9 protein-coding genes are annotated in these 13,074 nt (G+C 44.2%); 6 read left to right on the top strand and 3 right to left on the bottom strand.

Features of this window, described 5'->3' with window-relative positions:
- Window positions 1–573: 573 nt before the first annotated feature.
- Window positions 574–2,508 carry a RagB/SusD family nutrient uptake outer membrane protein gene (locus J2X69_RS05020; protein WP_310099406.1) on the bottom strand — a complete coding sequence of 645 codons (1,935 nt, stop codon included), beginning with the start codon at window positions 2,506–2,508 and terminating at the stop codon, window positions 574–576.
- A gap of 11 nt (window positions 2,509–2,519) precedes the next feature.
- Window positions 2,520–5,612: a TonB-dependent receptor gene (locus tag J2X69_RS05015; RefSeq protein ID WP_310099403.1), complete on the bottom strand. Its 3,093-nt coding sequence runs from the start codon at window positions 5,610–5,612 to the stop codon at window positions 2,520–2,522.
- Between the two features lie 666 nt (window positions 5,613–6,278).
- On the opposite strand from J2X69_RS05015, the gene J2X69_RS05010 reads away from it, so the two are divergent.
- From J2X69_RS05010 to J2X69_RS04985, 6 genes are all read left to right on the top strand, one after another.
- Entirely contained in the window at window positions 6,279–7,319 is a 1,041-nt protein-coding gene (locus J2X69_RS05010) for a LacI family DNA-binding transcriptional regulator (protein WP_310099401.1), read from the top strand.
- Window positions 7,320–7,482: 163 nt separating this feature from the next.
- Complete coding sequence (locus J2X69_RS05005) at window positions 7,483–8,043, top strand: RNA polymerase sigma factor (RefSeq protein WP_310099398.1); 561 nt, start codon at window positions 7,483–7,485, stop codon at window positions 8,041–8,043.
- Window positions 8,021–9,304: a hypothetical protein gene (locus J2X69_RS05000; protein ID WP_310099394.1), complete on the top strand. Its 1,284-nt coding sequence runs from the start codon at window positions 8,021–8,023 to the stop codon at window positions 9,302–9,304. Before J2X69_RS05005 ends, J2X69_RS05000 begins: the two co-directional genes overlap by 23 nt.
- Window positions 9,305–9,393: 89 nt before the next feature.
- The gene (locus J2X69_RS04995) at window positions 9,394–9,780 is read left to right on the top strand and encodes a 2-polyprenyl-6-methoxyphenol hydroxylase (RefSeq protein WP_310099392.1); all 387 of its coding nucleotides are present in this window, start codon (window positions 9,394–9,396) and stop codon (window positions 9,778–9,780) included.
- Window positions 9,781–9,874: 94 nt separating this feature from the next.
- A complete protein-coding gene (locus J2X69_RS04990) occupies window positions 9,875–10,411 on the top strand; it encodes a YceI family protein (RefSeq protein WP_310099389.1) in 537 nt (178 codons plus the stop codon).
- On the top strand, window positions 10,411–11,277 hold the full coding sequence (locus J2X69_RS04985) for a DUF5777 family beta-barrel protein (protein WP_310099387.1): 867 nt from the start codon (window positions 10,411–10,413) through the stop codon (window positions 11,275–11,277). Before J2X69_RS04990 ends, J2X69_RS04985 begins: the two co-directional genes overlap by 1 nt.
- 258 nt (window positions 11,278–11,535) lie before the next feature.
- Here J2X69_RS04985 and J2X69_RS04980 read toward each other — a convergent pair whose 3' ends face one another.
- Entirely contained in the window at window positions 11,536–13,056 is a 1,521-nt protein-coding gene (locus J2X69_RS04980; protein WP_310099384.1) for a RagB/SusD family nutrient uptake outer membrane protein, read from the bottom strand.
- Window positions 13,057–13,074: the final 18 nt, after the last annotated feature.

Raw genomic sequence — 13,074 nt, 5'->3', positions numbered from 1 at the left:
ACTCATGGGAAAAGGATTATTGAAAGCCAGCCATGATGAAACGGACTGCGGCAGATATTTTTTTTGGAAGTCCATTATCACGACAAGGGATACAGAGTTTTTTTTTGAGAAGTCACAGTATTAAGTGATAGTTTTCAGACTGAGCGCCTGTATAGTCAAAAGATCGGAGGTCGAATTCCTATTCCCACAGTTCGATAAGTTCAACAATCGAGGTTTTCCAGAGAAAAAAGAAAAAGATTTTACTTCCGCGTTCATTACCACCGACTAGCCCACTATTTGGATCACCTCTCCGCCTTTACAACGAATCTGAATACTTATGAATAACTATCCTTATTAGTAACTGTGAGGTAGATCCAATACGATAAACATTAGTTTTAGAGAACTAAATTTGAAGCTCAGGAAATACGGAATTTATCATGCTGAAATAAAGGTTCTAAATGAATTCCAAAAAATAATTTTTTCTTCTGACAGTCCTATTTGATGAACAAATTTCTTAGTGTCGAGAAATAAAACAAATGAGGCTGTCGCTAACTAATAGGACAGCCTCACTTATTAAGTAATGCTTACCCAAAATCAATCGTACCCTGGGTTCTGGTAACTTGCCGTTTCTCCTTCCATAGCATCAATTTGCCCTTGGGGAATGGGTCTCAAATAATGAAAAGGTTTAATGGATCGGGTCACAGTCTGTGCGGTATAGTCTCCATAATTACTTCCGGCAATCTGATAGCTACCCGCAAGCTCTTCCCATTTCTGGGTGCGGATAAGGTCATACCAGCGATAACCTTCTCCATAAAATTCTCTGGACCTCTCTGCCAGAATGTAGTTGATGTCGATGACCGCGGGGGTAGCAGCAATCATCTCAGCACTGTTATCTTCAATTCTTTCTGCATCCGCACCGTTATCCCATCTCCACATTCCTGCCCTTGCACGCAGCACATTCACCAGATCCCTGGCAGACATTGCCCCTGTAGCCCCCTTTACTGCCGCTTCGGCGGCTACCAAATAAAGCTCAGAAAACTTCGCTATGCTGAACGGACGGGTACTTGCTGCATTCGGCTGACCAAGGCCGTTGCCGTTATCGGTTCGGTATACACCCAATTTCCAAAGCCCAGGATAGACAATCCTGCTTATATTGGTAGGTGCTATCACAAAGTCAGATCTGCCCGGCAATGTCCCCGCACCGATGTTGCCACCTTGGCTTACCGGAAGAGAATAGTCAATAGGCTGATCAGGTTCTTCATCCAAAAAGGTAAGAACAGGATCTCCTGGGTTAATTTCAAGCAGATGGGCATTATACAGAGGTCCACTCATTCCAGCCTTATCCCAATTGCCGCGGTATGTGGTAGTGAATGTACCGTCGTACCTAGAGTCATTGCTTTTATCCGCAAAGGTATTAGTGATTGCACCTATAGTAGGGGCCATTCTGGTCCAAGGTCTTCCAAGGGCCTGCACAGCTTCTCTTTGAACCGAATTCACCGGTGACCAAGAATTAGGAGAAGAACTGCTCTGAATTACGGTATAATTCCAAGTCATCATCCATACAGCAAAGTTGTCCGGTGCGCCGCCATTTCCCCAGGTAAGGCTGCTTCCGTTGTAGAACTCGCTGGTCTCGGTACGGTCAGCATAGAGCAGTATTTCATTGTTCCGGTCGTTTGGTGCCCAGTTTACATCGTAAAACGTCTCTTGCAAGCCGAATGGTCCCGGGTCATTTATTGCTGCCATAGCAATATCATAAGCCTGCTGAAAATACCATTGAGGGTCGTGCCCGTCAGGATCTACTCTGGCGGTTTCGGGGTAGGTTGGGATATTGTTCGGATTTTCCAACCACCATGCATAGGTAAGATATGCCTTAGCCAGATATAATCTAGCGAGGGTTTTGGTGGCAGTTCCGGTGAGGCGAGGATCCACAGGAAGGTCATTTACAGCCTGAAGCAAATCCGGGAAAATTCCTTTCGTATATACTTCAGGTACGGTATTGCGGGTTGATATCCTTACCGGGTTAGAGTTGAACGCCAAATCTCCGGCCCCAAGATCCAACGGTACACCACCGAAAGTCTGGACTAGAAGGAAATAGTCAAATGCACGGAAAAACCTTGCTTCAGCTATCAATGCATCCGAAATACCTACTTCCGCCGCATTCTCGATAATACCACTGGCCGTATTGATATTTGTGAAAGCAGCACCCCAAAGCGCATCTGCCCGGCTACTAGTAGAGGTGATTTCACCCTGTCCGGAAATATCCATCACCTGAAAGTTCTGATCGGCACTCTGCGCGTAGGTAGCTTCATCTGTACCCGTAAGGGTGGTATTGTAATAATACGCCTGCCCATAGATGTATCTCAAATGCGCATACATCCCAGTCAATCCACCCAGTACGCCTGCTTCAGTTTGGAAGAAGCTGGGTTCGTAGGTACTACGTGGCTGTTCATCCAAAATCCCGGAACAGCCGGCAAGAAGAACGAGTGTAAGCAAGGATATTAATATGGGTTTTCTTGTTCTATTTTTCATGATGTTCATCCTTAAAATGTCAAATTGATGCCGAAAAGAAAATTGCGAATAGCAGGTGCATTGGTTCCCAATGTCAATAACCTTGGTTGATAAGCCGTAGTAACGGCTGCATTCTCGTCTCCATAGGAATTGGTTTCCGGATCCAAGCCGGTTTCCTTGTGGAAAGGAGAAGATATCACCCAAGGATTCTGTACGCTGAAGTAAACACGGAGACGGTCTATCCCCACGTTGTCCAGCATAGTCTGATTGAAATTATATCCGAGGGAAATATTCCGTATCTTGACATAGGATGCGTCAAAGTATCCCAAAGTGCTGCCGTACTTTGGATTGTCACCACTGATAATGCCTCCCGGCTTAGGATAAGCGGCATCCGTATTTTCCGGAGTCCAATAGTCCACCTTGACGTTATTTCTACGTCCACTGAGCATGTTCAAGTAACCTGAGGCAGAATGTAAAGTACTGATAAGTACACCTCCGCTTTTAAAGGCTCCCACGATATTCAGATCCAGCCCTTTGTATGCCACACGTGTATTGAACCCGCCTTGGAAATCAGGAAGGACACTCATTGCTTCTCTGTCATCCGGACCAATCTGTCTGGTGGGTACTCCTTCGGAGTCATATGGTCCGTTATACTTGACCTTGATCATACCTACATTACCTCCCGGCTCCAAAATATCCAGGTGAGGATCTCCTTCCTGCCAAAGTCCTACCTTTTTGAAGTCATAAATCACATCTATAGGCTGTCCCACAAACCACCAGTTAGATTCATCCCGCTGCTGGCCTGAAGCCAAGGACAATAGTTTGTTTTGATTTCCATAGATGTTCACGCCCACATCCCAACTCCATCCGTTTGAGTTTTGGATAATTGCGCCGTTCAGCGAAAATTCAATTCCCTTATTTTGAGTTTCTCCAATATTGGCTGTATAGCTACCCACACCTGATGTACTTGGAAGATTTACGTTGAGGAGGATGTTATTGGTCTTGGTAAGGTAGTATTCCAGTGTACCGCTGAGCCTCTCATTGAATAGTCCAAAGTCAACTCCAAAATTCCAAGTTTCAGAGTATTCCCATCCCAAATTAGAATTGGGAAGTTGGGAAACATAAAAACCTGTAGTGTAGGTGTCATCTCCAAAGTTGTAAGGCCTTGTTGCCAGCTCTCCCAAGGTAGCATAAGGTGCAATCGCCTGATTGGAGGTCTGCCCGTAGCCCACACGAAGTTTTAAAAGATTGATTGTGGCGCTATTACTAAGAAAAGATTCTTTTGCCAGATTCCATCCAGCAGATATAGCCGGATAAGTATGCCACTTATATCCTTCGGCCAGCCTGGAAGATCCGTCAGATCTTAATGTAGCAGAAAGCATATACTTATCATCATAGGAATACATCACCCTTCCCATCCAGGACATCAAACCCCACTGCTGATATTGTTGGTCGGCCGGATTGATGATAAGTTCTCCATCTGCAGCACCGATGTTATAAAACTGGAATGCCTCTGCAGGTATATCCCTGGCACCCATTTGTGATCTGTTGAATGTATTTTGCTCCGCAGAGTATAAGCCTACCACGTTGAATAAATGCTTGCCGAAAGCCTTATCATAGGTTATCAGATTTTCAAAAACCCAGTGATAGTTATGAGAATTACTTACTGTTGCTGAAGAAGGGGTTTCAGGACTGACATTGTTAACACCTTGGGCGGTGAAGCTACCGCCATTCACCTGCCGATAATCCAAGCCAAGGTTAGTCCGGTATTTCAATCCTTCCACACCGGGGATTTTCACCTCAGCAAAAATGGAATTGTAGGAAGCAAAAGCACGGGATTCGCTCAGCCATTGATCTTCTAGGTTCTCTACGATCTCTCTGGAGTACACCCATGAATCATCCTGAGCCGATCTGATTATTCTTTTCCAAGAACCGTCAGCCTGATAAGGGTCTGAGATTGGCGTAAATCCTAGTAACCCCAACCCTACCTGACCGCCTTCGGTGATATTGTAGTTATTATTGGTGGTAAGCCCAAAGCGGAAATATTTGCCCACCTGCTGATCTACCGAAGCACGTAGGGCGATTCTGCTGTACTGCTGGGATGGAATCACTCCTTTGTCCTGAAGGTAGCCGATACCCACATTATAATTCCCTCCCTCTGTGCCACCGGCCACACTGACATCATGTGAGGAAAGTGAACCGGTTTTGTACAACATATCCTGCCAATCGGTATTTACTGCATCGGATTCATCCGGTCCATTTGAAAATAAACCCGCCTCTTTGCGTAATGCCACAAACTCCTCATTGTTCATCATTGGAAACTTGGCGAATACGGTCTGCGGGCCATAAAAGCCATTGTAATTGACAGTCGGCTTTTGGCCCTTGCTTCCTCTGTTGGTCGTGACTAAAACAACGCCGTTTGCCCCCCTGGAACCATAGATTGCGGTGGCTGATGCATCTTTAAGAATATCTATGCTTTTGATGTCATTGGGGTTGATATCGGAGATCGAGCCCGGGAAGGGTATTCCGTCCAGCACAATCAAGGGATCATTGCTGGCATTAAGTGATCTGGATCCCCTGATCCTGATCTGCATCGCCGCTCCAGGCCTGGTAGAAGTCTGGGAAAATTCCACACCCGGCAGCCTCCCCTGCATTGCTGTAGTAATATTGGCAGAGGGGATTTCACGGATAATATCCCCGGAAACCGAAGCTACTGAGCCCGTCACAGCCTCTTCACGCTGCGTACCGTAACCCACCACTATCACTTCCTCCAGGGATTCTGTGCTTGGGTTCAACTGAACATTGATAACCGATTGATTGGCTACCGGAATCTCCTGGGTTTGATAGCCTATAAATGAAAAAACCAGAACTGCATTCTGGCCGGGCACCTCAATGGAGAAGTTACCGTCTACATCAGAGGTCGTACCTGTGGAAGTGCCTTTCAGCATGATCGTCGCACCCGGTAATCCGACACTTGTATCGTCGGTGACCGTCCCCCGTATGGTGCTCTGGGCAAGGACGGCGGCATGTGCCATTAAATAAACAACAATAAGTAGGGGGATCTTCAAAGCGCTTGAAAGCGAATTAAAAACCCGCCCTTCATAGGTTTGGGTAGCATGTGTCATATGCAATTGGATTTAGGGTTTACTGATAAAGATTGAATGTGATGTGGGATGGGATGGTGCAACTGTATGTTCGATTGGGTATTGACAACTCCCGCAGTGCATCCCCTTCTTATTCTTATTAGTTACATAGGCATTGAATTAACAGTTTCTTATTTCGATATGAATCTGAGTAAAAAGAAATTAAATTGCAATCGATTGCAGAAAAATATTTCATTTTCTAATGCATTTACTGTCAGTGCCGAAAGCAAGCCCAACCTTTTAAGGAAGTTAAAATGGGGCTGAAAAGTAAAACAACATGCAAGAAATAGGGAGCGACTGAGCTTTCTCAGAATCTTGTTCAGCGTTCAACAAGAGTGGATTATTTTGGATATCGCAGGGATTGAGGCTAGCTTTTCATAAAAAATAAATATACTAGCAGCATCACCCACATGCCCGGCACATTCGCCCCGCGGATCACCCACGCTGGTCCTGATGACAGTACCGTAAGTTTGGGGAAGCAGTAAAATGTTTCCGTTTTCATAATTATTTCATGAAAACACAGAGAACACACCTTGGTAAAGCAATTCCAATCCGGCAAACATGAGGAGTTTCCGGCTGAACTATATAGCTTTAGGGCAGTCTGTAGTAACCCACATCCTTTTGAAGTTAGTTTAATCGCCCACAGAAATGAGCAAAGAGGTCACCATCTATGATATCGCCAAAAGTCTTGGGGTATCCTCAACAACCGTAAGCAGGGCCTTGAATAACCACCCCGCAGTAAATGAGAAAACCAAAAAACGCATTTATGATTCTGCCAGTGAAATGGGTTACCGTTTTAATGTTTTTGCCTCCAACCTCCGAAGCAAGAAAACCCATAATATCGGTGTGATCGTACCCCGGCTGAACAGCACGTTTCAGTCCTCTGTGATATCCGGCATGGAAAAAGTTGCCAATCAGTTGGGATATAATTTGATTATAAGCCAATCCCTTGAATCTTTTGAAAAAGAGAAGGCAAATGTAAAGACCATGTATAATTCCAGAGTAGACGGGCTATTGGTATCCTTGGCCGCTGACACCTCAACTTACGATCATTTTAAACCATTTCTTGACAAGAATATACCGGTTCTGTTTTTTGACCGGATCCCCCTCAACACCAAATTTGCCGGGGTAATAATTGACAATGTCCAAGCAGGATACAATGCTACGGCGCATTTAATCAAGCAGGGGTGCAAAAGGATCGTACATGTGCTGGGCAATGGCCAGGTAAATGTTTACTTGGACCGGTTGAAAGGCTACCGCTATGCACTGATGGATCATGGGCTTGATTACCGGCCTGACTTGGTCATGCACGCAGACTTCACCGAAGAAAAGATTGACTCCATCGTTGATTTCATAGTGAATCGGGATATGCTTCCAGACGGACTGTTTGTATCCAATGACATTATGGCTGCCCGCTGCATCAAAGAATTGAAAGAACAGGGGATCCGGATCCCTGAGGAAATAGCAGTTATGGGGTTTAATAACGATGTGATTTCCAGGCTGATTGACCCCAATCTTAGTACTACAAACTATCCTGGATATGAAATGGGGGAATTGGCGATGAGGAATCTTATCAACCATCTTACAGGAGACAATGGAGTAGTCTTGCACACTACAGACACCATCACACTACGATCAGAACTGATTATCAGAAAATCTTCTTTAAGATCCGAAAAAAATAATATCTGATGATTCTTCGGAATCATGTATAACATCACGGCTGAAAATTAGAAAAGACGCTGTAGACGGGCTTTTTATCACATGCAAAAAGGATAGAAACTTTGCTTATTTTTAATTACCCACGCAACCAATTTTTACTTTCTCTTGTATGGGCTAAAGCAAGCTTGGGAATGTGAAATCTGAAATTCTGGACAGAAAAATTTGGCAAGGTCTGGTGGATAAAAACCGTAAAGACCAAGAGGTACTGTATAGACTCTATTACAGTTATGGGATGAGTGTGTGCCTTAGGTATACTTCTAACCGTGAAGGAGCAAAGGAAATTCTGCATGATGGATTCATGGTACTCTTTGCCGAGCCTAAAAAGTACAATCCAGATCAGCCATTTAAACCCTGGTTTAGAAAAGTATTGGTAAATCTCTGCATTAATTATTATAAAAAACATCAGAAGCAAGTCCATGAAACAGGTTTCGAATTTATTCCAGAATCAGAAGATGCCCAGCCTAGTGCTTTGGATGGCATGCAGTACGATGAATTGGTTAGGCTGATCCAGAGATTACCCACAGCATATCGTACGGTATTCAATCTCTATATTCTGGATGGGTATACCCACGAAGAAATAGCGGGAATGCTGGAAACCAGTGTAGGAACCTCCAAATCCAATCTTTCCCGCGCAAGAGAAAAATTAAGAGAGCTGTTAAACCCCAGAAGCCATGAGAAAGAAATCCTACGATAGGAGTGATAAGGAGCTGGATGATATTCTGAGGAAAATAGCTGACTCGGCGGAGATTCCTTTCTCTGAGGAGGATTGGGGGGACATGCAAGCCCGTCTTGACCAAATCTCCGCTCCCTCCCCTTCTTGGCTTGGAAGCAAAGGATTGGGCTGGGCCGGAGCTATTTTACTAAGCTCAATGATATCGCTGTCAATCTGGAACTCACATCAGGAAAAACAAGATACTGATCAAAACCTAAATGCCTATGAAACACAAAACAACCTGTCCAGCCTGAATTCAGGGGATTCTGAATGGTCTGAGGAAACCCAAGCCTTGGATCATTCTGGCCAAAAGGATGTAAGGCAGGCAATACCCGATGCCGGCAATAAGTCATCCGGGAGTTCTCTTAAGCATTCACAGACAAACACACAAATCCAGAATTCAGCAGGAACAGTAGAGGCCGTCCACGCAAGTAAAAAAGGCCAAATATCTACAGCTGGTAGGACATCCAGCCTTCCGATAATTTCAGGTTTCAAAAACCCGGAAAACACTCCTCTAATTTGGGAGATCAATCAAACACCTCTAGTGGACTTAGGAGCTTCTCCTCTTCAAAAAAATGCTTCCCAAAGCAGCGAAATTGAAGAGACTAACAAAAACCAAGAAGAGGTAAAGGAAAAAAGGGACAAGCAATTTGCGGGTAAATTCAACGTCTCACTTCAGGCAGCTCCGGATCTGAGCGGAATAAAATTGAACCAGGTAGGAAAAGCCGGACGGGCAATCGGAATAGGTGCAGAGTACTTTCTACGGCCTAAAATCAGTATTGCCAGTGGGGTTTTCTATTCCTTTAAGCCCTACAGCGCTAATGATGGGTATCAACTTAGCTATGGTGATCAGCCAGACAGAGTGATAGGCGAGTGTGACATTCTGGACATCCCTCTCAATCTGAGATTCTATCCAATTGAGGGCAAACTTCAGCGCTTTTTTGCAAGCGCAGGACTTTCTACCTATTTGATGCTCAAGGAACATTATAAACTGGAATACCGGAATACCCAAACTGGCTACCCCTATTCACACGAATTAGATTTCAGTGGAGCCAACAACCATTTCTTTGGCGTAGTCAATTTCAGTGTGGGATACGAAAGAAAATTAGGGAATAAATTAAGTGTACAGGTGGAACCCTACTTCAAAGTACCCATCACTGGTGTGGGAGAAGGAGATATTTCCCTGAAAAGCACCGGCTTATTTGTAGGACTTAAATTTTACCCAAACCTGCCAAAAAGGTAATAATCAGAAATAATCTTAATCAAGTTGTGCTCCCTTTTCAGGGAGCGGTAGAAATCTATTTGTCTAACAAAAACTAAATCTTACTTACCATGCAAACGAACATTTCCATTCCGAAACACCAGTGGGCCATTTTAGCGAGTTTCGCTGCATTGCTCCTTATTTCCATCTCTTGTTCTTCCGAATCTGAAGATCAACTCCCTCCTCCAAGTACAGCTAGATGTGAGGACAGTGATGCCTCACTTTCGGCGGATATCATACCCATACTTCAGCAAAACTGCGCAGTATCCGGTTGCCATGTGGCAGGTACAGGAAGGGCAGATTTTACTGTCGCTGATAACATTATACAGTTTGCTTCCGCAATCAGGGCCAACACCCAATCAGGAACTATGCCTCCGTCCAGCTCAGGTAAATCACTCAGCGCGGAACAAAAAGAGCTCATCTTTTGCTGGGTAAATGGTGGCGCAAAAGACAACTAAGTCATGAAATCAGGTATGACGGAAGCACTCCACAGAAGGATGATTTCCATCATGTGAGACAGGATATGACCATTAAAAAACAAATCATAAACACATGAAGAGATTAGTCCTTTTATCCTTTCTGCTTTTCCATGTATTGCAGGTTCACTGTCAATCCTTACGCTCCGAATCGGGTTATGTACGCTTTTTTAGCAGTGCATTAGTGGAGGACATCACTGCTACGAACAATAAGGCCACGGCAGTTTTCGATCCAGTAAGTGGGGAGGCAGTTTTTCTCATTCCGATCGCCGCATTTGAATTCAGAAAATCCCTAATGAAGGAACATTTCAATGAAAACTACCTGGAATCTGAAAAATTCCCCGAAGCTTATTTTCGGGGAAAAATATCAGGGTATATACCCGAAAAACCTCAATCCAACGCCGTGGCCGAAGGGGAGCTGACTATACACGGTGTAACCAAGCCGGTGAAAATCCAAGGGACAATTACCGATAAGGGCGGAAAAATAGGAATGCAAGCTGTTTTTAAAGTTGTACTGAAGGATTACAATGTTGAAATCCCCCGGCTAATGTTTCAGAATATAGCCGAGGAGGTGGAGGTCACTATAAAATTTGAATTTAAAAACCAGAACTAATGGATTTAAAAAAGCACTGCCTCACTACTTTATTTGTTTTACTTATCGCCTTTTCTGTCCAAAGTCAGGACATGCTGGAGCAACTGAGAGCGCAATCCGAACAGGAGCCGGAAACCGTTATGGGCACTTTCAAAGGAACACGGATAATCAACGGTCAATCTGTAGAAACCAGAGGAAAGGGAAATCTGGATGTGATCATCTCCCACCGTTTTGGAAGAATAAATTCCGGAGGATATAATCTGTTTGGTCTGGATGATTCTAATGTAAGGCTTGGATTGGAGTACTCCTTCTCCGACCGGATTACAGTGGGATTTGGCAGAAATTCTTTGAACAAAGTATATGACGGATTTGTAAAAGGCAGGATTTTCGAACAGAAAACCGAAGGAATGCCACTCTCTGCCACATGGGTGAGTGATGTCTCCCTCTATAGCCTTAAAAGACCCGAGTTACCCATGACTTTTCAGCGAAGGCTGCGATACGTTCATCAAGTTATAGTAGCCCGTAAGTTCAGCCCCTTATTTTCCCTGCAACTTATGCCCACTTTGGTTCACAGAAACCTCGTTTCCGTGGAGACAGAACCCAATAATCTGGCGGCACTGGGGATCGGTAGCAGATTGGCACTATCCAAAAGAGTCAGCCTAACAGGTGAATATTACTATAGGTTTGCAAAGGATCTACCCGGGCATAATTCCCTTGGGATAGGAGTGGATATAGAAACAGGTGGCCATGTATTCCAGCTGCATTTCACCAATTCCAATGAAATGACTCCTTCCGGGTTTATCCCCTCCACTCGGGGAAATTTCTTTGATGGAGATATACATTTCGGATTTAATGTGGCAAGATCATTTCAGCTAGGAAGGAAGTAGATTGGGGCTTTCAATCAGCGATATTTATGGTGGCCGGTCCTGAATAGATGTAACAGTCTTTACAGATAAAACTAGATAGCATCGGGTTTCGACTCGATGCTATTTTGTTTTTTAGGGTCTACGTCTTTAGGTGTTTTGCAAGTGCATTTTCATTGATATTTTCATCCTACCACGCGTATTCGGTCTTTCGTTTTGGATTAAATAAAATAGAAAAGTCCGGCCAAATGGCCGGACTTTTAGTTTATCATTCAGGTTAACTTAATAGCCTGGGTTCTGCTCGATAGGAGCAGTAGCATTATTTTGGATTTCTGCCAGTGGAATTGGCCATATAAACAAATTGCTTGAATAAGGCAGAGCATAATCAGTATTATACGCCCTATCTGTAGTATAGAAATCCAAGTCTATGATTGTTCTAGAGGTAGCCTTAGCCGGAATACCCGGAAGAACACCTGCTCCAGCAAGGCGATGGATATCCGCCCATCTTCTGCCTTCTGCCAAAAACTCTATTCTACGCTCGTTATAAATCGCTTCCAAAACTCCCGATTGACCACCGAGGCTTCCGGTAGTAAATGAAGGAACTGAAGCAGGAAGCGCACGGTCTCTTACGGTATTTAGAAGAGTAACTGCATCAGTCAATTGACCGAGCTGAGCATTTGCCTCAGCAGCGTTCAGTACCACTTCTGAAAACCTCAAAATAGTATTGGGATCAGTTCGGGTAACAGGATCAATATATTTAGCAGAATAAATGCCTGCGTCATTACGCGAGGTAAGCTCAGTTCTTCTTGCGTCAGCAGCATTCCAAAACTCTGCCCTCCAGATGATAGGAGATATTTTCACCAATCCCCGACCTCCATTAGCAGGGTTTCCGTACATGGCCGGCAAAGCACCATTTGTGCCTGGATTTGATCCCTCAGAGTTCAGGAAGGAGAAAATATTGTCAGTGGAAGTTCCTCCTCTGAATGGCGTGGCAGGGTTAGCAGTAACCGCATAGGAGCCTTCAATCTTTTCAAATTCAGCTATCACGCCTGACCAATCCTGCATATGCAATTTGATTCTGGATTTTAAGGCAACAGCAGCTCCCTTGCTGGCTCTTCCTACTCCTCTTACCGGTAATTTTTGCTCAGCTTCATCCAGATCAGCCAATAACAGGGCATAGTCTTCTCCTACAGTTCCTCTCCCTAAAGCTTCAGCTTCAGGAAGTTTAGACACCTCATCTACTCCTACCGTTCTGTAAGGAACTCCCATAGAAGAAGGGTCATCAGAATAGGGTCTTGCAAAGTGAATCAACAATTCATGGTGTGCCAAGGCTCTCATAAAAAGCAATTCACCTTTGTACACATCAGCTTCTGTTTGAGTGAGAATCCCATTTTCAACCACTGAAGGCAAGGCTTCAATTAAAATATTAAGACGGTTAATCATTCTATATAATGAAATCCACATCCCATTGTTATTGGGAGATTGTGAATTATACGCATTGGTATAGGTCACTTCATAGAAGGCTTGATCATTATACATATCTTCACCTCTCATATCCCCCTGCTGCACGTTGGCAGCACCGAAAGGATAGCCACGGTCTGGGTCACTTATCCAAAACCCTCTTTGCGCTGATTCATATACACCGAGAACGGCTGCTTCTACTCTATCTGCAGTTGCAAAAGCATCTGCATCTGGAATCAGATTTGCAGGAGTTAGATCTGTCACTTCACAGCTACTAATTCCACCCATCAAAGCTGCTCCAGCCAAGACGAGTTTGAAATTTTTTATAGAAAACTTTTTCATTTTTCTTCTTATTTGGAA

This window comes from Algoriphagus sp. 4150 (assembly GCF_031457395.1).
Classification (GTDB): domain Bacteria; phylum Bacteroidota; class Bacteroidia; order Cytophagales; family Cyclobacteriaceae; genus Algoriphagus.
The sequence above is the reverse complement of the archived record's forward strand: the minus strand, read 5'-3'. Positions and strand labels throughout refer to the sequence as shown.

What these genes read in the sequence shown, in the direction of transcription:
- J2X69_RS04980 (WP_310099384.1), bottom strand. Translation starts at nt 13,056, where the DNA reads ATGAAAAAGTTTTCTATAAAAAATTTCAAACTCGTCTTGGCTGGAGCA.
- J2X69_RS05020 (WP_310099406.1), bottom strand. Translation starts at nt 2,508, where the DNA reads ATGAAAAATAGAACAAGAAAACCCATATTAATATCCTTGCTTACACTC.
- J2X69_RS05010 (WP_310099401.1), top strand. Translation starts at nt 6,279, where the DNA reads ATGAGCAAAGAGGTCACCATCTATGATATCGCCAAAAGTCTTGGGGTA.
- J2X69_RS04995 (WP_310099392.1), top strand. Translation starts at nt 9,394, where the DNA reads ATGCAAACGAACATTTCCATTCCGAAACACCAGTGGGCCATTTTAGCG.
- J2X69_RS05015 (WP_310099403.1), bottom strand. Translation starts at nt 5,612, where the DNA reads ATGACACATGCTACCCAAACCTATGAAGGGCGGGTTTTTAATTCGCTT.
- J2X69_RS04985 (WP_310099387.1), top strand. Translation starts at nt 10,411, where the DNA reads ATGGATTTAAAAAAGCACTGCCTCACTACTTTATTTGTTTTACTTATC.
- J2X69_RS05000 (WP_310099394.1), top strand. Translation starts at nt 8,021, where the DNA reads ATGAGAAAGAAATCCTACGATAGGAGTGATAAGGAGCTGGATGATATT.
- J2X69_RS04990 (WP_310099389.1), top strand. Translation starts at nt 9,875, where the DNA reads ATGAAGAGATTAGTCCTTTTATCCTTTCTGCTTTTCCATGTATTGCAG.